The following is a 19,181-nucleotide window of genomic DNA, read 5'->3' as shown; positions in this document are numbered from 1 at the left end:
GGCGAGCGGCGCCGCGCCGCGCCCCGCCGACGGTATCGGAAGGACCGCCCGTCGTGCGTCCCCGCGTCGCGGCCCCACCTGACGCGGGGCACGTCGCCGACGGGCAGGAGCGATGTCACGCCTGGCGCCCGGGTGGGCGGCGGTGCGCCGGCCCGCTTCGGGTGTCGCAGTCACCCTGCCGGCTCGAAGACGACCCGTACGCAGCCGTCGAGCCTGTTCCTGAACAGGTGGTAGCCCTGCGGGGCGTCGGCGAGCGGCATGGTGTGGGTCGCGAGGTGTTCGGTGACGAGCTCGCCGCGGGCCATGCGCTCCAGCAGCATCGGAATGTAGCGCTGTCCGTGCTGCTGGGCGCCGCGCAGGGTGAGACCCTTGTTCGTCACGGCCCCGAGCGGGAACTTGTCGACCGGGCCGGCGTAGCCGCCGAGGAGGAACACGCTTCCGCCCTTGCGGCAGTGGTGGATCGCCTCGCGGGCGGCGACGGGACGCTCCGATTCGAGGCGAAGCTGCTGCTTGACCTGGTCGAACAGGAACTGCGGGCCGCTGCTGCGGGCCTGCGTGCCGACGGCCTCGATGCACACGTCGGGTCCGCGTCCGCCGCTGCGTTCCCGCAGTTCACCGCCGACATCCTGGGTCTGGTGGTTGAGCGTCTCCACCCCCAGGTGGTCCCGCGCCATCCGCAACCGGTACTCCATCCGGTCGATCACGACGACGCGCTCCGCGCCGAGCAGGACGGCTGCGCGGGCCGCCAACTGCCCGACCGCGCCGGCGCCCCAGACGGCGACCACGTCGCCGGCCTTGACGCCACCGAGATCGGCGCCCATCCAACCCGTCGGGGCGGCGTCGGAGGCGAACACGGCCCGCTCGTCGCTGACGCCGTCCGGGACGGTGAAGGCCCCGTGGTCGGCGTAGGGGACGCGGACGTACTCGGCGTGACTGCCCGCGAAACCGCCCAGGGCGTGCGAGTAGCCGTAGCACCCGCCCGGCGCGAAGCCCCACCCGCCCTCGGTGACGGCCGGGTTGGTGTTCCCGTTGTCACACAGCGAGAACTGCTGTTGCCGGCAGTACCAGCAGCGCCCGCAGGCGACGAAGGAGCAGACCACCACGCGGTCGCCCACCCTGTGCTCGCGCACCTGCGGGCCGACCTCGACCACCTCGCCGAGGAACTCGTGGCCCAGCACGTCACCCCGCTCCATGAACGGGATGTAGCCGTCCAGCAGGTGCAGGTCCGAGCCGCAGGTGGCCGTCTTCCGTACCCGGACGATCATGTCCTGCTCGTTGCGCAACTGCGGATCCGGCACCCGCACCACGGCGAGCTCGTCGGCGCCCTGCCACACCAACGCCTTCACGGTCGCCCCTTCCGGCGCTGACCAGACACCGTCACCGACGTCGTGGGCGGGGCATCTAGACGCCGACCCGCTGGGGCGGGACCGTCAGCCCGTAGAGCGCCATCAGCTCCGGGGTGTCGACCCGGCTGCCGTCGGCGACCGAGTCGCAGGAGATGTCGACGATCTGGTCCTTGTGGGCCAGCAGGTAGGGCCGGGCGCCGACGTCCGCGCTGGCCAGGGTCGCGATGCCGGACCAGTGCCGGCGCCCGAACAGCATCGGGTAGCCGCGCAGCCCGGCGTACGTGGCGCAGACCAGCACGTCGGGGTACGGCAGCGCGATCACCCGGCGGACGGCGGCGGCGGTGAGGCCGGGCATGTCGACCGGCACGACCACGACCGCCTCGATCCCCTCGTCGTCGAGCGCGGCCAGGCCGGCCCGGATGGACGAGCCGACGCCGGTGCCCCACGCCCGGTTGATCACCACCGTGGCCCGACTCAGGTCGGCCGTCTCGCGGACCTGGTCGGCCGCCGCGCCCAGCACGACCACGATCTGCTCGCAGCCCGCCTCGGTCATCGTGTCGATCATCTGGTCCACCAGCGGCTTCTCTCCCTGGTGCAGCAGGGCCTCCGGGCCACCGATGCGGCGTCCCCCGCCCGCGGCGATGATCATTCCTGCGATCCGGTTCAGCTGGGCCCCCTCCACCATGGAGCGGACCGTGACGCGAGGGCACGGCCCGCTCCGTCGTACGGACATCGGGAGCAACGAGGAGACGGCGAGCCGGGTAGCGGGGCGAAAGGGGAAAATAGTGCAACTGTTACCAACCGGCAACCCCGCCGGATCGCCCGCCACGGACTGTCCGGCCGATCAGGACGACGCCCTCGCGGCGGCGACCGCGACCGGCATCGGGTCACGGGGTGGACGCGGGAGCAGGCGGGCAAGGTCGCCGTGGGTCTCGGCGAGGAACCCGCCCGCCGTGGCAGAGTAGATCGACATGAGCATCGCCGGCTGGAAGGGCAGCAGGCCCGGGCCCGCCAGCGCGGCACGACGCTCGCCCAGCGACACCGGACGGTAGGGCACCACCAGCGCGGCGGCGAGACCGGCCGCCGTGAGCGCGACGGGCCCCGTCAGCTCGTACGTGCGGTGGCGGTGCGCGGCGGGGTCGGCGGCCACCCGGACGGCCGCGTCGGCCAGGTCCTGCCGGGCCACCGCCGCCAACGCGCCCGCGCCGAACGGGGCGGTCACCACGCCGCCGACGGGGGCGGCCAACTGGCCGAACAGCTCCGCGTAGAGCCCGTTGCGCAGGATCGTCCAGCCCAGCCGGCTCTCCCGCAGGCGGCGCTCCGTCCACCGGTGCGCCAGCGCGAACGCCAGGTGGTCGCCGGCCCCGACCAGGCTCGTGTAGACCACGTGGTCCACCCCGTGCCGCTCCGCCGCCGCGATAACCCGCTCGTGGCGGGCGATGACCACGTCGTCCTCGCCGTAGCCGGCGGAGACCAGCACCAGGACACGTACGCCCGTGAGGTCCGGCCCCGCCGGGTCGTCGAAGTCCACGTGCCGCCCAGCGTCGGCGAAGCGGCCGGGGGTACGGGTGCCGGCGAGCGGGGCCAGGCCCCGCTCGGCCAGACCGGCGTGGATGAGGGAGCCCAGGTGCCCGGAGGCACCGGTGACCAGCAACATGAGATGAGCCTTCCGCGTGGTACCGAATCGGAACTAACCTCATCGTCGGGAACCACGGAACCGGGCACAAGGAGGCACTTCCATGTCGGCAGGGCACACGGCGGTAACCGACGCGCTGGCACCGTGCGGGTTGCCCGAGCACCCGGACTGCGGAATCCGCGACGTGCTCGACCGCATCGGCGACAAGTGGTCGGTGCTCGCGATCGTCGAACTCTCCTCCGGCGTCCGTCGGTTCCGGGAGCTACAGCGGGGCATCCACGGCATCTCGCAACGGATGCTCACCCTGACCCTGCGCCGCCTGGAACGCGACGGCCTGGTGCTGCGCACCGCGTACCCGACCGTCCCGGTGACCGTGACCTACGAGCTGACCGCGCGCGGCCGGAGCCTGACCCACCTCGTCCGGCAGCTGGCCGACTGGTCGCTGGCGCACAAGGACGCGATCGCCGAGTCCCGTCGGACGTGGGACGCCGCCAACCCCGGATCAGCCGTCTCCTGACCGGCGGGCCCCGTCACGCCGCGTCCGCGTAGCAGTCGACGACGGACAGATCCAGCGGGAAGCGGACCGGGGTGTCGCCGAAGAGCAGGGCGCCGGCCCGGTCGCCGGCGCGGGTGACCGCCTCGGCGACCGCGCCGGCCTGCTCCGCCGGGCAGTGCACGATCACCTCGTCGTGCTGGAAGAAGACCAGCTCGGCACGGGTGCCGGCGAGCCCGCCGCGCAGCGTCGCCAGCAGGGTCGAGGCCCACTCGGCGGCGGTGGCCTGGATGACGAAGTTGCGGGTGAACCGCCCCCGGGACCGGGCCGCCCGGGCACGCGGCGACTGCGGGTCGCCGCCGCCGTCGGGGTCGGCCTCCTCGCCGTCGCCGAACCCCGCCGTGCCGGGCGGGCAGGTGCGCCCCAGCCAGGAACGCACGAGCCCGCCGGCCTCGCCGGTGCGGGCGGCCGCCTCGACGTAGCCGAAGGCGGTCGGGTAGTTGCGCCGCAGCACCGCCAGCGCCGGCACCGCCGACCCGCCGGTCTGCCCGTACATGGCCCCGAGCAGGGCCACCTTGGCGCGGGCCCGGTCACCGGCGAAGGCGTCCTGGGCGAGGGCGGCGTAGAGGTCGCCGGCGCCGCCGGCCGCCGCGAGCCGGGCGTCGCCCGAGACCGCGGCCAGCACCCTCGGCTCCAACTGGCCCGCGTCGGCGACCACGAACCGCCAGCCCGGGTCGGCGACCACCGCCCGCCGGATCACCTTGGGGATCTGCAACGCGCCCCCGCCCCGGGTGGCCCACCGGCCGGAGACCACCCCGCCCGGGACGTACTCCGGCTGGAACCGCCCGTCGCGCACCCAGGCGTCGCGCCAGGCCCAGCCGTGTGCCGTCCAGATTCGGTACAGCTCCTTGTATTCCAGGACCAGCGGCACCGCGGGGTGGTCCACCCCGCGCAGCACCCAGGCGCGGGTGTTGGGCAGCTCCACGCCCGCCCGGGCGAACGCCCGCAACAGCTCCGCCGGGGAGTCGGCGTGCAGTTGGCGTACGCCGAACGCGTCGGCGATCCGGGCGGCCAGCTCGGCCAGCCGGCGGGGCGGGCCGCCGACCGGGGACGGCTCGCCGAGCAGCTCGGCGAGGATCTCGTCGTGCACCTCGGCCCGCCAGGGCAGCCCGGCCGCACCCATCTCCACGGCGATCAGCGCGCCGGCCGACTCGGCGGCGACCAGCAGCCGGAACCGGCCGGGGTGCTCGGTCGCGGCGATCCGGGCGAGCTGATCGGCGTACACCCGGGTCAGCGCCTCGATGCCCGGGCCCGGCGGGCCGGGCAGGGCGTCGAAGAGCGCGCCCTGGCCGTGGCCCGGCGGCGCGGCCGGGCGCGGCGGCGGGTCGGCCGGCACCGGCGCCCCGGTGAGCCGCGCCCACGCCGCGGCGAGCGCGCGGGGCTCGCCCCAGCGGCCGGCGTGCCCGAGCAGCAGGGCCTCGGTCAGCTCCACGTCGTGGCAGCGCTCCACCCGCACCCCGGCGCGCAGCAGCGCAGGGTAGACCGTGGCGCCGGACGCCCACACCCAGCGCGGGTGGGTGGCCCGCTCGCGTGCGGCCACCGCGGCGGCCAGGTCGGCCGCCGGCTCGACCGGGCCGACAGGAGCCCCGGCAGCGTCGAGGGGTTGCAGGGCTCCCCCGCCCCGCTCATCCGACACCACCGCCACCAGCACGAACGCGATTCTGCCTCGTTCCTACGACACTCCCCGCGACCCACCCCACCGCCACAACGTCTACCGTTGTGACCGCACAGTTGGGCGGGGTTGGCTGCCGAAGCCGTTGGTGGACGCGGTTACGCTCCGCCGCATCGGTGAGCGGTAGAAGGTGGCTACGACAGAAGTCAGGCAGATCCCGGCAGCTGCGATGAGTGACGGGCGGCTGCCGAGGTGAACAGACGCGGAGCCGAGCGGGATCGCCAGAGCGATCGGCCCGAACATCACGGTGTTGGCCGTCGCGGCGACTCGCCCGAGCAACGCCGTCGGTGTGTGCGTCTGCACTGCGGTCACCGCTGCGACCAGGGTCCAGGGCAGGCCGATGCCGGCGACCACCGAGGCGGCAACCGTGACCGGCCACCAGGGCAGGCAGCGTGCCAGGCAGCCGGCTGCGAACAGCACCGTGCCGGCGATGCCGATAGCAACCGGGCCCCGACGGGCGACGAGTGGGCCGACGATCAGTCCGCCGAGGATGGACCCGGCGCCCTGGGCACCGGCCAGCACGCCGAGGAACGCAGGCGGCAGGCCAAGCACCCCGATGACGATCGCGTAGACGGCCGCGGTCGTGAAGCCGGACATGGCAATGGACACTGCGGCGAGTGCGACGGTGACGCGCACCACCGGTTGCCCGAACAGGATGGCGAGCCCTGCGCGGAGGCCGCGCTGCCGCTGCTGCGGACGGTCGGCTGGCGTACGGGTCAGTCGCACTCTCGCGTACAGGATGGCGACCAGGACGGGCACGGCCGCGCTGAGGACGGCCACCACGTGACCACCGTGCCATGCGTAGAGGCCCGCGCCGGCCAGTGGAGCCACGAGCTTCATGCCTTCCTGAGCACTCGAACGCCAGCCGTTGACATGGCCGAGTTCCGCAGGTGACAGCGATGACGGCAGCAGCGCGGTCTCGCCCGCGTCAATCACCACGTGGCCGAGCCCGTAGGCGCACAGGACGGCGAAGATCAGCCAGGTTTCGCCGGGTCCCCGCACCGCGAACAGACTCAGCAGGACGGCGGCCAACGTGAGGTTGACTGCGATGATCAGTGGTCGCGCCGGCGCCCGGTCGAAGAGACCTCCCAGCCACGGGCCAGCAAGTACCGGGGCATACACGCACAGCCCGGCGAGGGCCGCGAGGCTGCTGGAACCGGTGAGGTCGAGGAGCCAGATCCCGGCTACCAGGGACATGACGCTGCCACCGAAGCCCGACAGCAGCGATATCGCCACGAACAGTCCAGCATTGCGGCGCATGAGGCCTCCAAGGTTGAGCCGAGGTGACTCATCCTCATGACTTGAGCCTCAGCGAGGCAATGCCGCTGGCGGCTGTCAAGCTTTCGTTGACAGCCCCGCCTCCAGGCTCGCGGCGACCGCTCGAACGGGCCTCGGCAACCGTTGGCACCCCGCCTCGGCGAGGTCGGCGGCGACATGCGATGCCAGCGCGTAGAGCGAGCCCGGAGCGGCATCGAGCGCGGCCTCTGCCGTACTTCGTATGAGCGCCGCCCGCCGGAACCGGGTATCCCAACCTCGGTCCACATCGATCCAGCGATGAAGATCCGCTATCGCGGTCCGCAACGCCGCGATCCGCGGCGAATAGTGAAGATCGAGGTTCTGCCGCCGGGACCACCGGGCTGCCGCCAGACGTTGGCGACGCTGCTCCGCAGCCTGCCGACTACCGAGTCCCAGCGCGGCAGCGATCTGCGCCCATGTCGCACCCTGGTAGCGAGCGCGTTCGATGAGCTCCAACTCTTGCTCGTCGAGTCGGCAACGGGCAGCTCGGATCTCGGCCAACTGACCCATCTCCGGTATCACACGTCAACGCTACGTCGACGGTGGAAACGGGTCGATGCGGCGACAGCCGGCTCGGTAGCGTGGGCGGGTGCCGCCACGGATCCCCCATCCCGACCCCGGAATTCCGGACACCAGGGGGCCGCTGCGGTACCTGTGGTGGCTGACCCGCTGCCAGCCGTGGCGGGTGCTGCGCGGCGGCCTGCTCGGCACGGCCTGGATGACCGGGCTGTCGGTCCGGCCCTACCTGATCTCCCGGGCCGTGGACGACGGGCTGCGTCCCGGCGACACCCGGGCCCTGACCCTGTGGGTGGCGGCGATCGTCGTCGCCGGCGTGGCGCTGGCCTACCTGGGCATCATGCGGCACCGCACGATGACCTTCATCCGGGAGGACGCGAAGGCCCGGTCGTCCGCCGTGGTGCTGCGCCACCTGTCCCGGGTCGGCGCGGTGCTGCCCCGCCGCAGCGCGGCGGGCGAGGTGGCCACGGTCGGCGGCACCGACGTCGACCGGGTCGCGCAGGTGCTGACGATCACCGGACCCGGCGTCGGCGCGGTGGTCGCGTACGTGGTCGTCGCCGTCGTGCTCTGGTCGATCTCGCCCCTGCTCGCGCTCTGCGTGCTGGTGGGCGTGCCGGCGGTCGGCCTGGTCGTCGCGCCCCTGCTGCGCCGCCTGGAGCGGGTGGAGTCGGCCTACCGGCAGCAGCAGGGCGAGCTGACCGCCCGCTCCGGCGACATCGTGGCCGGGCTGCGGGTGCTCGCCGGGGTGGGCGGCCGGGGCCTGTTCGCCCGCCGGTACGCCGCCCGGTCCCGGGACCTGCTCGCCGAGGGCTACCGGGTGGGGGCGGTGAACAGCTGGATCGACGCGGCCACGGTCGCCGTCCCCGGGCTGTTCCTCGCCGCGGTGGTGTGGCTGGCGGCCCGGATGGCAGTGACCGGCGAGATCAGCGTCGGGGAGCTGGTCGCCGTCTACGGCTACGTCGCCACGCTCATCGTGCCGGTCTGGTTCCTGCTCGAGGGCAGCCACCTGCTGATCCGGGGCCGGGTCGCCGCCCGTCGGATCATCGCCCTGCTCGCCGTGACGCCGGACGGTGTCGGCGGCCCGCGCCCCCTGCCGTCCTCCCCCGGCGCGGCAGCGGTTCCCGACGCCCGGCGGCCGACGCGAGCCGCAACCCCGGACGGCCCCGCCGACCTGCACGACCCGGCGAGCGGGTTGATCGTGCCCGCCGGCCGGTTCACCGCGGTCGCCGCCACCGACCCGGCCGACGCCGTCGCGCTGGCCGACCGGCTCGGCCGGTACGTCGTCGGCGACGTGACCTGGGGCGGGGCACCGCTGACCGGCGTCGGACTCGACGAGGTGCGGGCCCGCATCCTGCTCGCCGACCACGACGCGCACCTGTTCGCCGGGACGCTGCGGGAGACGCTGCGCGGGGCCCACCCGGACGCCGACGACGAGCGGATCGGCGGCGCTCTGCACGCCGCGTCGGCCGAGGACGTGGTCGACGCGCTGCCGTACGGGCTCGACACCCCGCTGGACACCCGGGCCCGTTCCCTCTCCGGCGGGCAGCGGCAACGGGTGCGGCTGGCCCGGGCCCTGCTCGCCGACCCGGAGGTGCTGATCCTCGTCGAGCCGACCTCGGCGGTGGACGCGCACACCGAGGCGCGCATCGCCGCGCGGCTGCGGGAGGCCCGGGCCGGCCGTACCACCGTCGTGTTCACCACCTCGCCGCTGCTGCTCGCGCGGGCCGACCGGGTCGCGCACCTGGACGCGGGGCGGGTCGTCGGCGCCGGCGGGCACGCCGACCTGCTGGCGGCGGACCCGGGCTACCGGCGGCTGGTGGCGCGCGATGACGCCGACGCCGAGCGGGTGCCGCGGTGAACGGGCTGCCGGTGGCCGAGCGGGCCGCCGTACGCCGGGCGACGCGGGAGCTGATCAGCCGGGACCGGCGTGCCGTCGCAGCCGTGCTGGCGCTGCACGTCGCGGCCACGGTCGCGGGGCTCGCCCCGCCGTGGCTGCTCGGCGCCGTCGTCGACCGGGTCTCCGGCGGGACGGGCGTCGGCACCGTCGACCGGCTCGCCCTGGCGATCGTGGCCTGCGTGCTGGTGCAGACGCTGCTGTCGCGCTTCGCGCAGTACGCCGGCCACCGCTTCGGCGAGCGGGCCGTGGCCCGGCTGCGCGAGGAGTTCGTCGACCGGACGCTGAACCTCCCCGTCGCCGTCGTCGAACGGGCCGGGTCCGGGGAGCTGGCCACCCGCAGCTCGGTCGACGTGGCCACCGTCGGCATCACGGTCCGGGACGTGGTGCCCACCATCGTCATCGCCTCGGTGCAGCTGACGCTGCTGTTCGGGGCGGTCTTCCTGCTGCACCCGGTGCTCGGGGTGGCCGCGCTGGCCGGGCTGCCGACGATCGTGGGGGTGACCCGCTGGTACCTGCGGCGGGCCAGCCCCGCCTACCTGGCCGAGGGGGCGGCCGCCGCCGAGCTGACCGAGACGCTGACCAGCACCGCCGAGGGCGCCCGTACGGTCGAGGCGTTCCGCCTCGCCGACGAGCGGGTCGGGCACGGCGACGCGCGCATCGCCCGGGTGTGGTCGGCCCGGCGGGCCACCCTCGCGCTGCGCTCCGTCTTCTTCCCCACGATCGAGGCCAGCTACCCGCTGCCCGTCGCGGCGGTGCTGCTGGCCGGTGGCTTCCTGCTCGCCCGGGGCGATGTGTCGCTCGGCGCGGTGGTCGCCGCGGCGCTCTACCTGCAACAGGCGATCGACCCGCTGGACCGGATCCTGCAGTGGACGGAGCAGGCGCAACGCGGCTTCGCCTCGTTCGCCCGGGTGCTCGGCGTCGGGGAGGTGCCACCGGAGTCGCCCGGCCGGGCCGCCGCGCCGGCCGACGAACGGCTGGTCGTGCGCGGCGCCCGATTCGGGTACGCGGACGGACCCGACGTGCTGCACGGCATCGACCTGGCGGTGCGCCCCGGCGAGCGGCTGGCGATCGTCGGGCCGTCGGGGGCCGGAAAGTCCACCCTGGCCCGGCTGCTCGCCGGCATCGACCCGCCCCGGGAAGGGCAGGTCACCGTCGGCGGCTGCCCGGTCACCGACCTGGACCCGGCCGAGCGGCGGCGACGCATCGCACTGGTCACCCAGGAGCACCACGTCTTCATCGGTACGCTGCGCGACAACCTCGCCTTCGCCGCCCCGGAAGCCACCGACGAGCGGATGCGCGCGGTGCTGGCCACCGTCGGCGCCGACTGGTGCACCCGGCTGCCCGACGGCCTCGACACCCGCCTCGGCGACGGCGCGCACCCGCTCGGCGCGGCCGAGGCCCAGCAGCTCGCGCTGGCCCGGCTGGTGCTCGCCGACCCGCACACGCTGATCCTCGACGAGGCGACCGCCGCCCTCGACCCGACCACGGCACGGCGTACCGAGCAGGCCCTGGCCGCCCTGCTCACCGGGCGGACCGTGATCGCCATCGCGCACCGGCTCAACACCGCGCACGACGCCGACCGGGTGGCGGTGCTGGAGGGCGGCCGGATCACCGAGCTCGGCAGCCACGACGAGCTGATCCGCGCCGGCGGCCCGTACGCCGCCCTCTGGCGCTCCTGGCACCCCTGACGTCGGCCCCGTCCGGCCGGGCGGTCGACGTCGGCGGGCACCGCGTCGACCGCCCGGGTCACGTCACTTCACGGCGCCGGAGGTGAGGCCGGACTGGATCTGCCGCTGGAAGATCGCGTAGACGACGATCATGGGGAGGATGGCGATGGTCAGGGCGGCGAAGAGACCGGACCAGTCGGCCTCGTAGCCGGCGTTGACCGAGATGTCCGCGATGCCCTGGGTGAGCACCCACTTGTCCTTGGCGTTGGAGAGCAGCACGAGCGGCAGCTGGTACTGCGCCCACTGGCCGATGATGTTGAAGATCCCCACGCTGATCAGGCCCGGCTTGGCCATCGGCAGCATCACCTGGAAGAACAGCCGGGTGTGCGAGCAGCCGTCGATCATCCCCGCCTCGGCGACCGACGCCGGCAGCGTCTTGAAGAACGCGGCCAGGAAGAAGACCGTGAACGGCAGCGAGTAGGCGATGTAGACCAGCACCAGCCCGGTGTGGGTGTCCAGCAGCCCCAGGTTCTTCACCACGAAGAAGAGCGGCACCAGGGCCAGGAAGACCGGGAAGGCCAGCCCCGAGACGAACAGGTAGTAGATCGCCCGGTTGCCCCAGAACCTGTAGCGCGCCAGCACGTACGCGGCCATCGAACCGAACAGCATGGTGCCGAAGGTGCTGCACGTCACCACGATCACGCTGTTGAGGAAGTAGCGGCCGACGTTCGCCTTGTTCCACGCCCGGGCGTAGTTCTCGAACCGCAGCTCCGCCGGGAGCGTCCACGGGCTGCTGAAGATCTCCGTGGTGTTCTTGAACGAGGCGAGGAAGGTCCAGAGGATCGGCACGATCACGATCACCGCCCAGACCGCGAGCGCCACGTGCCCGAGGCCGGCGAACAGCCGGACCTCCGAGCGTCGGCCCCCGCGCCCGCGCCCATCCGCGGCGCCCGGCTTGACGGTCTTCGGCGGTAGCGCCGCCGGTGTCGGCGGCAGCGTCGTCTGCGGGTTCATCAGTACTCCACGCTTTCCCGCTTGGTCAGCCGCAGCGTCAGCGCCGCGAACGTGATGGTGAGGAAGAACAGCGCCACGCCCATGGCCGAGGCGTAGCCGTACTTCGAGTAGACGAAGGCGTTGCGGTAGATCTCCATGGCCAGCACGGTGGTCGCGCCGTCCGGGCCGCCGCCGTCCACCGAGAGCACGGAGACGATGGCGAACGCGTCGAACGCGGCGATGCCCAGGTAGACCCAGGCGACCTGGAGGGTGTCCCAGAGCAGCGGCAGGGTGACCCGGAAGAAGAGCGTCACCCGGCTCGCGCCGTCGATCTCGGCGGCCTCGTAGATCTCGCCGGGGATGGAGGCCATGCCCGCGGAGAAGAGCACCACGTAGAAGCCGACCGCCTGCCAGACCAGCACCGCGAGGATCGACCAGAGGGCCAGGTTCGGCCGGACCAGGAAGAGCACCGGGTCGAAGCCGAGCTTCATCAGCACGCCGTTGATCAGGCCGGACTCGTTGGGCCGGTAGACCGTCTGGAACAGCACCGCGATGATGGCCACCGCCAGGACCTGGGGGAAGAAGAACACCACCCGGTAGAACTTCGACCCCCAGACCCCCTGGCGCTGCCCGCCGCTGCTCTTGCCGCCCACGTTGAGCAGGAACGAGAAGAACAGCGCGATGGCGATGGTGATCAGCGGCAGGGCAAGCAGCAGTACGCCGTGGTGCTGGACCGCCTTCCAGAAGTTGTCGTCGTCGAACAACCTCCGGAAGTTGTCGAAGCCCACCCACTGCGGGGCGGAGAGCCCCCGCCAGTTGGTCATCGAGATCTGGAACGCCTGCGCGTACGGCGCGATGACGAAGACCACGTACAGGGTGACCGGGACGAAGAGGAACCCGATCACGAAGGGATACTTGCCGTGCCGCATGACCCCTACGCTCCGTTCGATCAGCGCTTGAACTTGGTGACGGAGCTGTCCTTCTTGATCGCGTCGGCGCGCTTCTGGATCCGCTCCACGAAGGCGTCCGCCTTGATCCGGCCGAACATCAGCTCGTTGGTGGCCGTCCGCGCCTCCGTGTCGAGCTCCTTGTACCAACCGTCGAAGTACAGGTTGAACACGTCCTGGCCGGCGGCCTTGAGCGCGGCCTGCGAGCTGGCCACACCCGGCGGGAAGGCGAAGCCCGCCGAGCCGGCGGTCAGCACCGTCGGGGCCTTGACCACCTCGGTGAAGCCCTTCGCGCCGGCCACCGAGAGCATCTGGCGCATGTACTCCAGGCCACCCTTGGGGTTCTTGCTCTTGGCCGAGACGAAGTAGCCCTCACCGGCGGTCGCCCGCAGCGCCGTCGCCGGCAGCTTGTCCGAGGCGGACAGGCTCGGCACCGGCATCAGCTGGTACTCGAAGCCGGACGGGGTGTCCTTCTTCTGCTCGCCCTCCAGCCAGTCGCCGCTGGGGTAGAACGCCAGCTTGTACTGGTTCTGCCGCAGCTGCACGTCGGTGTGCTTGAGCCCCTCGAAGCTCTTGTCGACGTACTTGGCGCCGATCTCGGCCCACGCCTCGGCGGCCTGCTTGACCGCGTCCTGCTGCCAGGCGCCGTCCTCCAGGTTGTCGATGTTCTTCAGGACGTCCGTGCCGCCGATCTTCGCCGCGTGGGTGAGGATCACGTTCCACTGGTAGTAGGCCGCGTTCGCGCCGGCGTAGCCGTACGGCGTGATGCCCTTGGCCTTGATCTGGTCGAGCAGCGCGGTGAACTCGCCCCAGTTCTTCGCCGGCGCCCAGCCGTTGTCCTTGAACAGCTTGCCCGAGTACCAGATACCGAAGACGGTGGAGACGTAGTACAGGACGTACGGCTTGCCGTTGAACGACCCGGCCTCGACGGTGCCCGGCACCACGGTGTCGCGGACCTTCTTGTTGGGGTCGTCGACCGACGGGGCGTCCCACAGCTCGGTGAGGTCCTGGAGCTGGCCGTCGGCGACCAGGGCGCCGAAGTCCATCAGCTTCTCGCCGGAGTTGTTCACGAACTCCGGCGGGTTGCCCGAGGCGAACCGCGGCTGGAGCACCGTGGACACGGCCTGGGTCGACTGGTGCTTGACCTCGGCCTTCGGGAACGCCTTCTTGTAGAGCGGCTGGTGCACGTCGGTGGCGTACTTCTCGCCGTAGCCGCCGTTGAAGATGACCACCTCGATCGGGGCGTCCTCGGGGACGCCGAGCGGGTTGGTGGCGCTCTTCGTGCCGCCCGCGACCTGCTCGTTCTTCTCGTCGCCACCGCTGGTCGCGCAGGCGCTCAGCAGGCCGGCCGCCGGGGTGGCGAGCAGGCCCACCGCGGCGGCCCGGCGCAGCACGGTCCGGCGGCTCAGGTCGGCCGGGTTGTCGGGGGTAATCGACATCGTCGTCTCTCCTTGTGGTGTTCGGGTCAGGCGGTCCGCCGGAGACGCCCGGCGTACCGCGACTCGAGGGCGTGGTTGTGCTCGTCCCCGCCGGGGACGTTGGCGGAGAGGTAGATAGGGGGTACCTCACCGGCCTGGTGGAACCGTCGTACGACCTCGGCGGTCAGCAGCTGCGCCAGCAGCGCCGCGGTGACCGAGGAGACCGCACAGACCGCGCCGCCGCCCTCGAGCGGCAGCAGTGCGTCGCCGTACGGCGCGCCGTTGTCCAGCACGACGTCGGCGAGATCGGCGAGCCGCCGGCCCGACGGGTGCCGTGGGGCGACCCGGGCGGTGTGCTCGATCGAGGTGACCGCGATCAGCGGGTGGCCGCGGTCGGTGACCAGCGCCGCCAGCTCGACCACCGAGCCGTTGATGCCGGACTGGGACGCCACCACGAACACGTCCTGCGGCTGCGGGGCCGCCAGCGCGTAGAGCTGGTGGGCGATGGCCGGGTCGCGCTCCAGCTTCGGATCGGCGAGCAGGTCGCGCGGGGCGTCGCCGTGCAGCACGAGGTCGTGGATGGCGAGCCGGTTGGTGGGCACGAGTCCACCCGCCCGGGCGACCAGTTCCCCGGCGAACGCCTCGGAGTGGCCGGCGCCGAACGCCTGGAGCACCCCGCCGGCGCGCAGGCTGGTGGCGATCAGGTCGGCGGCGACGCGGATCCCGTCGGCGCTGGTGTCGACCAGCCGGTCGAGCACCGGACGGACCGCCTCGGCGTACCCCTGGGCGCTGATCATGCGGTGGCCCCCTTGGCGGCCTTGTGCCCGTCGACGGCCTGGGCGGTGCGCCGGAAGGCCGCGTGGGCGCGGTCGTGGGTGCGCTGGGCGACGGCGATGTAGAGCAGGTCGAGCACGACCAGCTGCGGGTGCCGGGCCGACAGCGCGTCGGGGCGGAACGTGGTGGCCTGGCTGGCGGTGAGCAGCACGATGTCGGCCAGCTCGGCCAGCGGCGAGCGCGGGAAGCCCGTCAGCGCCACGGTGGTCGCGCCCCGGCTGCCGGCCTCGGCGAGCATCTCGATGGTCTCCCGGGTCTGGCCGGCGTGCGAGATGCCGAGCGCCACGTCGCCCTGGCGCAGCAGGGCCGCGCTGGCGAGTCCCTCGTGCACGTCGTTCCAGGCCCAGGCCGCCACGCCGATGCGGTGCAGGCTGAACTGCATCTCCTCGCCGACGAGGGCGCTGCCGCTGGCGCCGAAGATGTTCACCCGGGACGCCCCGGCGATGGCGACGGCGGCGCGTTCGACCTCGGCGAGGTCCAGCAGCGCGGCGGTGTCGTGCATGGCGCGGGTGTCGGCGGCCATGATCTGGTCGAGCACCCGGGAGAGCGGGTCACTCGGCTGGATCTCGCGTCCGATGTCGACGGTCCAGCCCGCCGAGCGGGCCCGGCCGGTCTCGGCGGCGATGCCCAGCCGCAGGTCGGCGTAGCCGTCGAAGCCCATCGCCCGGCAGAAGCGGGTGATCGTGGCCGGGGAGGTGCCGCTGCGCTCGGCCAGCTCGACGATGGTCGCCCGGGCGGCCGCCTCCGGGTCGCTGAGCACGTGTTCGGCGACCCGGCGCAGCGCCCCGGTCAGGTCACCCGCGCCGGCCCGGACCCGTGCCAGCACACCGTCGGAGGGGACCCCGAGGGCGGCCCGCCGGTCGACCGCGTCGGCGTCGACCACCGCGGTCCCCGCGGAGATGTCCACCTCGTGATCAACCATGGGACGCCTTTCCGAAAAGATTATTTACTGTTAGTGGTAAAAGTTCTTACTGAAGGCCCCTCCGTGTCAAGGCCGTGGGCGAAGTTTTCAAACTGTTACCTGGCGCACAGCCCGCCACAGGCCCCGGCCCTTGCCCTTCACCGCGAGGCCGACCAGCATGAACGCGGCGTTGATCAAGGAGGTGGGTGCCGATGTCCGACACCGTCGTGGTCGGTCTCGACGTCGGAGGTACGTCCACCCGGGCGGCCGCCCTGAGCCTGGACGGGTGCCGGCTCGGCACCGGCCGGGCCGGCGGCGGCAACCCCACCAGCCACGGCGCCGAGCGGGCCGCCGGCGAACTCCTGGCCGCCCTGCGGGAGGCGCTCGCCGACGTCGACCCCACCCGGGTCCGGGCCGGCACCATCGGCCTGGCGGGGGCCGGCCGGCTGCTCGCCGACCCCGCCGGCCGGGACGCCTTCGACCGGGCCTGGCGCGACGCCGGCCTGCGCTGCCCGTACGACGTGCGCGGCGACGCCCTGGTCGCGTACGCCTCGGGCACCGCGAGCCCCGAGGGCACCGTGGTCATCGCCGGCACCGGCGCGATCGCCGCACAGGTCCGCGAACTGCGGCTGGACCGGATCGCCGACGGTCACGGCTGGCTGCTCGGCGACGCCGGCTCCGGCTTCTGGCTGGGCCGGGAGGCGGTCCGCCGGCTGCTGTCCGACCTGGACCGGGGGCAGGCCCCGGGGCGGCTGGGGCGGGCGGTGCTCACCGAGCTGCTCGGCTCCGCCGAGGTGGCGCCCCGGCCCCGGGACACCGGCGACGCGCTGGTCCAGGCGGTGACCCGACGCCCCCCGGTGGAGCTGGCCCGGCTCGCGCCCCTGGTGGTCACCGCCGCCGTCGACGGCGAGCCGGTCGCCCGCGGGCTGATCGACGAGGCCGCCGCCCACCTGGCGGAGAGCACCGCCCGGATCCGCCCGGCCGGCGACGCCTCCCCGATCGTGCTCGGCGGCGGGCTGCTGACCGGCGACACCCCGCTGGCGGCCGCGGTCCGGGCCGAGGTCGCGCGACGCTGGCCGGACGCGGTGCTGTGCTCGGCCGGCGACGGCGCGGCCGCGGCGGCGTGGCTCGCCGCCCGCGACCTGCCCGAGGTGACCGATCCGGTCGCCCTGCACGCCCGCCTGGTGCCACCGGCCCCCTGACCGCCCCCTGCCCGGCCTCCTGCCCCTTGACCGGCCTCCTGACCCGGCCCCGCCGCCTCTTCGCGCCGGCGGCTGTGGCGCGAGGCGAGGTGACGTGAGGTGACGTGAGGTGGGCGGCGGCGAGCGGGCGTGCGGTCGCTGTCGAGCTGCCCCGTCTGTGAGACCACCGTCGCCCGAAGCCCACCGATCGGTGCCACCGGACCGAGCCGTCCGGCCACCCGTCGGAGCCAGCCAGCTTGAGCCGTCCGGCCTCGCGTGGTCCCACCGCTGGGGCAGCTCGACAGCGAGCGCGCCGAGCCGGTCCTTCACCTCGTCCCAGAGGTTGGCCGAGCGGAGCGCCCCGACCGTCGCCCTCCGCCCGTCGGTCAGGGGCGGGAGGGCGACGGAGCGAGCCGCGCCAGCCGCCCGACCGGGTGATCAGTAACGGACGCGGCTACTTGAGCTGGCCGGCGGTCAGGCCCGACTGGATCTGCCGCTGGAAGAGGATGTACACGACCAGCACCGGCAGCGTGGCGATGGTCAGGCCCGCGAAGAGACCGCTGTAGTCACCCTGGTACCCCTGGCTGACCGCCAGCGCGGCGAGCCCCTGCGCAAGCACCCACTTGGAGTCGTCGCCCTGCATCAGCACCTGGGGCAGGATGAACTGGTTCCAGTGACTGAGAAAGTTGAAGATCGCGATGCTGACCAGACCCGGTCGCGCCATCGGCAGCATCACCCGGAAGAAGAGCCGGAAGTGACCGCACCCGTCCATGAGCGCCGCCTCCGCGACCGCGATCGGCAGGGTCCGGAAGAAGGCGGTGAGGAAGAAGACGGTGAACGGCAACGAGTAGGCGGCGTACACCAGGATCAGCCCGGTCCAGGTGCCGAAGAGGCCGGCGTTGCGCACCACGAAGAACAGCGGCACGAGGGCCAGGAAGACGGGGAACATCATCCCGCCGACGAACAGGTAGTAGAGGAACTGCCGGCCCCGGAACTCGTAACGGGCGAAGACGTACGCCGCGGTGGCGCCCATCAGCATGGTCAGGGCGAGCGATCCGGTCACCACGATCGCGCTGTTCAGGAAGTACTGGCCGATGTGCGCCTCGGTCCAGGCCCGCGCCCAGTTCTCGAACCGCAGCGCGCCGGGCAGCCCCCACGGGTCGGAGAGGATCTCCCCGTCGCTCTTGAACGAGCTGAGGAACATCCAGAGCAGCGGCAGCGCGGTCAACGCGCCCCAGAGCAGCAGGAACCAGTGCGAGAAGATGTTGGCGACGCCGAAATCGCGGCGGAGCTTCCGGTCCCGCGGCGCCGGCCGGTCCGCCACGGCCGTACCGTCGGGCGCGGTCCTGTCGAGGGTTGTCACGAGTACTCGATCCGATCACGCCGGGCGGCCCGCAGCGCCAGCACCGCCACCGAGAGGGTCAGGAACAACAGCACCACGCCGATCGCCGAGGCATAACCGAACTTGCTCTCGCTGCCGAACGCGGTTTCGTACATCCGCAGGCCGATGACGTCGGAGGAGAAGTTGGGGCCGCCGTTGGTCATCTGCTGGATCAGGATGAACCCGTCCAGGGCCGCGATCGCGAGGTAGATCCAGGCAACCTGCACGGTGTCCCAGAGCAGCGGGATGGTGATCTTGCGCAGGGTGGTCCACCGCGACGCCCCGTCGAGCATCACCGCCTCGTAGATGTCGCGCGGAATCGCCGACATCGCCGCGCCGAAGAGCACCACGTAGAAGCCGACGTTGCTCCAGATCATCACCGCCATTGCGCACCAGAAGGCGAACCGGGGGTCACCCAGCCAGGCCGGCGTGGGCAGGCCGACGGCACCGAGGGCACCGTTGAGCAGGCCGCTGTTGGGGTGGTAGACCTCTTTCCAGAGCAGGGCGATGATGACCACGGAGAGCACCTGCGGGAAGAAGTAGACCATCCGGTACACGGACGTGCCGCGTACGCCGGTCACCCCCGCCCGGCCCTTGCGGCCGCCCATGCTGAGCATCGTGGCGAAGAAGAGGCCGAGGCCGATGGTCACCACCGGCACCACCGCGAGCAGCCACGCGTTGTTCTTGAGGGCGTTCCACACCCGACCGTCGTCCAGCAGCCTCTCGAAGTTGGCCAGGCCGACGGAGTTGGCCTCGGCCGAGTAGCCGAGCCAGTCGGTGGTCGAGATCTGGAAGGCCTGCAGGTACGGCGAGAGCACGAAGATGCCATAGAGCAGCAGCGGTGGCACCAGGAACGTGATGATCAGCGGGTACTTGCCATGTTTCACGAGAAAGGACCTACTCCCACAGCGGTGGGCCGGTGGGGGCGGATCGGCCCCCACCG

17 protein-coding genes are annotated in these 19,181 nt (G+C 72.8%); 4 read left to right on the top strand and 13 right to left on the bottom strand.

Annotation, left to right across the window (positions count from 1 at the left end):
* Window positions 1-170: 170 nt before the first annotated feature.
* The 3 genes from ACGF5G_RS28060 to ACGF5G_RS28050 all read right to left on the bottom strand — a co-directional run bounded on the left by ACGF5G_RS28060 (window position 171) and on the right by ACGF5G_RS28050 (window position 3,003).
* On the bottom strand, window positions 171-1,346 hold the full coding sequence (locus ACGF5G_RS28060; protein ID WP_393268109.1) for a zinc-dependent alcohol dehydrogenase: 1,176 nt from the start codon (window positions 1,344-1,346) through the stop codon (window positions 171-173).
* 55 nt (window positions 1,347-1,401) lie between these two features.
* Window positions 1,402-1,995, bottom strand: a complete 594-nt coding sequence (locus tag ACGF5G_RS28055) for an NTP transferase domain-containing protein (protein ID WP_393268287.1) — start codon at window positions 1,993-1,995, stop codon at window positions 1,402-1,404.
* Between the two features lie 195 nt (window positions 1,996-2,190).
* Window positions 2,191-3,003 (bottom strand): NAD(P)H-binding protein, encoded by an 813-nt coding sequence (locus tag ACGF5G_RS28050; RefSeq protein WP_393268107.1) that lies wholly within the window; start codon window positions 3,001-3,003, stop codon window positions 2,191-2,193.
* A gap of 82 nt (window positions 3,004-3,085) precedes the next feature.
* Between ACGF5G_RS28050 and ACGF5G_RS28045 the strand changes: the two genes are divergently transcribed.
* On the top strand, window positions 3,086-3,499 hold the full coding sequence (locus ACGF5G_RS28045; RefSeq protein WP_393268104.1) for a winged helix-turn-helix transcriptional regulator: 414 nt from the start codon (window positions 3,086-3,088) through the stop codon (window positions 3,497-3,499).
* Window positions 3,500-3,512: 13 nt separating this feature from the next.
* Here ACGF5G_RS28045 and ACGF5G_RS28040 read toward each other — a convergent pair whose 3' ends face one another.
* The 3 genes from ACGF5G_RS28040 to ACGF5G_RS28030 form a co-directional block, all read right to left on the bottom strand.
* Entirely contained in the window at window positions 3,513-5,186 is a 1,674-nt protein-coding gene (locus ACGF5G_RS28040) for a bifunctional 3'-5' exonuclease/DNA polymerase (protein WP_393268102.1), read from the bottom strand.
* Between the two features lie 60 nt (window positions 5,187-5,246).
* On the bottom strand, window positions 5,247-6,467 hold the full coding sequence (locus ACGF5G_RS28035; protein WP_393268100.1) for an MFS transporter: 1,221 nt from the start codon (window positions 6,465-6,467) through the stop codon (window positions 5,247-5,249).
* A 75-nt stretch (window positions 6,468-6,542) separates the two neighbouring features.
* Window positions 6,543-7,013 carry a hypothetical protein gene (locus ACGF5G_RS28030; protein ID WP_393268284.1) on the bottom strand — a complete coding sequence of 157 codons (471 nt, stop codon included), beginning with the start codon at window positions 7,011-7,013 and terminating at the stop codon, window positions 6,543-6,545.
* Between the two features lie 175 nt (window positions 7,014-7,188).
* Between ACGF5G_RS28030 and ACGF5G_RS28025 the strand changes: the two genes are divergently transcribed.
* The gene (locus ACGF5G_RS28025; RefSeq protein WP_393268281.1) at window positions 7,189-8,877 is read left to right on the top strand and encodes an ABC transporter ATP-binding protein; all 1,689 of its coding nucleotides are present in this window, start codon (window positions 7,189-7,191) and stop codon (window positions 8,875-8,877) included.
* On the top strand, window positions 8,874-10,604 hold the full coding sequence (locus tag ACGF5G_RS28020; protein WP_393268098.1) for an ABC transporter ATP-binding protein: 1,731 nt from the start codon (window positions 8,874-8,876) through the stop codon (window positions 10,602-10,604). The genes ACGF5G_RS28025 and ACGF5G_RS28020 overlap by 4 nt, the downstream gene beginning before the upstream one ends.
* Before the next feature lie 63 nt (window positions 10,605-10,667).
* Here the strand turns inward: ACGF5G_RS28020 and ACGF5G_RS28015 are convergent, their stop codons facing one another.
* From ACGF5G_RS28015 to ACGF5G_RS27995, 5 genes are read right to left on the bottom strand one after another with little or no spacing between them, the layout of a single operon-like run.
* Complete coding sequence (locus tag ACGF5G_RS28015; RefSeq protein WP_393268096.1) at window positions 10,668-11,597, bottom strand: carbohydrate ABC transporter permease; 930 nt, start codon at window positions 11,595-11,597, stop codon at window positions 10,668-10,670.
* Window positions 11,597-12,505 (bottom strand): sugar ABC transporter permease, encoded by a 909-nt coding sequence (locus tag ACGF5G_RS28010; protein WP_357699230.1) that lies wholly within the window; start codon window positions 12,503-12,505, stop codon window positions 11,597-11,599. Before ACGF5G_RS28010 ends, ACGF5G_RS28015 begins: the two co-directional genes overlap by 1 nt.
* 20 nt (window positions 12,506-12,525) lie before the next feature.
* A complete protein-coding gene (gene ngcE / locus ACGF5G_RS28005; protein WP_393268094.1) occupies window positions 12,526-13,962 on the bottom strand; it encodes an N-acetylglucosamine/diacetylchitobiose ABC transporter substrate-binding protein in 1,437 nt (478 codons plus the stop codon).
* A gap of 26 nt (window positions 13,963-13,988) precedes the next feature.
* Entirely contained in the window at window positions 13,989-14,738 is a 750-nt protein-coding gene (locus tag ACGF5G_RS28000; RefSeq protein WP_393268092.1) for a sugar isomerase domain-containing protein, read from the bottom strand.
* Window positions 14,735-15,697, bottom strand: coding sequence for a MurR/RpiR family transcriptional regulator (locus tag ACGF5G_RS27995; RefSeq protein WP_393268089.1), 963 nt, complete (start codon window positions 15,695-15,697; stop codon window positions 14,735-14,737). The genes ACGF5G_RS28000 and ACGF5G_RS27995 overlap by 4 nt, the downstream gene beginning before the upstream one ends.
* 191 nt (window positions 15,698-15,888) lie before the next feature.
* Between ACGF5G_RS27995 and ACGF5G_RS27990 the strand changes: the two genes are divergently transcribed.
* Window positions 15,889-16,878 (top strand): N-acetylglucosamine kinase, encoded by a 990-nt coding sequence (locus ACGF5G_RS27990; protein ID WP_393268086.1) that lies wholly within the window; start codon window positions 15,889-15,891, stop codon window positions 16,876-16,878.
* 433 nt (window positions 16,879-17,311) lie between these two features.
* Here ACGF5G_RS27990 and ACGF5G_RS27985 read toward each other — a convergent pair whose 3' ends face one another.
* Both ACGF5G_RS27985 and ACGF5G_RS27980 read right to left on the bottom strand, forming a co-directional pair.
* Window positions 17,312-18,181: a carbohydrate ABC transporter permease gene (locus ACGF5G_RS27985; protein WP_393268083.1), complete on the bottom strand. Its 870-nt coding sequence runs from the start codon at window positions 18,179-18,181 to the stop codon at window positions 17,312-17,314.
* Window positions 18,182-18,216: 35 nt separating this feature from the next.
* Window positions 18,217-19,125 (bottom strand): carbohydrate ABC transporter permease, encoded by a 909-nt coding sequence (locus tag ACGF5G_RS27980; RefSeq protein WP_393268081.1) that lies wholly within the window; start codon window positions 19,123-19,125, stop codon window positions 18,217-18,219.
* Between the last annotated feature and the right edge of the window lie 56 nt (window positions 19,126-19,181).

The organism is Micromonospora sp. NPDC047730, from assembly GCF_043204765.1.
In the GTDB taxonomy this organism is placed as follows: Bacteria; Actinomycetota; Actinomycetes; order Mycobacteriales; family Micromonosporaceae; genus Micromonospora.
This window is presented reverse-complemented; position numbering and strand designations above follow the sequence as displayed.

What these genes read in the sequence shown, in the direction of transcription:
- ACGF5G_RS28055 (WP_393268287.1), bottom strand. Translation starts at nt 1,995, where the DNA reads ATGATCATCGCCGCGGGCGGGGGACGCCGCATCGGTGGCCCGGAGGCC.
- ACGF5G_RS28050 (WP_393268107.1), bottom strand. Translation starts at nt 3,003, where the DNA reads ATGTTGCTGGTCACCGGTGCCTCCGGGCACCTGGGCTCCCTCATCCAC.
- ACGF5G_RS28045 (WP_393268104.1), top strand. Translation starts at nt 3,086, where the DNA reads ATGTCGGCAGGGCACACGGCGGTAACCGACGCGCTGGCACCGTGCGGG.
- ACGF5G_RS28035 (WP_393268100.1), bottom strand. Translation starts at nt 6,467, where the DNA reads ATGCGCCGCAATGCTGGACTGTTCGTGGCGATATCGCTGCTGTCGGGC.
- ACGF5G_RS28030 (WP_393268284.1), bottom strand. Translation starts at nt 7,013, where the DNA reads ATGGGTCAGTTGGCCGAGATCCGAGCTGCCCGTTGCCGACTCGACGAG.
- ACGF5G_RS28015 (WP_393268096.1), bottom strand. Translation starts at nt 11,597, where the DNA reads ATGAACCCGCAGACGACGCTGCCGCCGACACCGGCGGCGCTACCGCCG.
- ACGF5G_RS28010 (WP_357699230.1), bottom strand. Translation starts at nt 12,505, where the DNA reads ATGCGGCACGGCAAGTATCCCTTCGTGATCGGGTTCCTCTTCGTCCCG.
- ngcE (WP_393268094.1), bottom strand. Translation starts at nt 13,962, where the DNA reads ATGTCGATTACCCCCGACAACCCGGCCGACCTGAGCCGCCGGACCGTG.
- ACGF5G_RS28000 (WP_393268092.1), bottom strand. Translation starts at nt 14,738, where the DNA reads ATGATCAGCGCCCAGGGGTACGCCGAGGCGGTCCGTCCGGTGCTCGAC.
- ACGF5G_RS27995 (WP_393268089.1), bottom strand. Translation starts at nt 15,697, where the DNA reads ATGGTTGATCACGAGGTGGACATCTCCGCGGGGACCGCGGTGGTCGAC.
- ACGF5G_RS27990 (WP_393268086.1), top strand. Translation starts at nt 15,889, where the DNA reads ATGTCCGACACCGTCGTGGTCGGTCTCGACGTCGGAGGTACGTCCACC.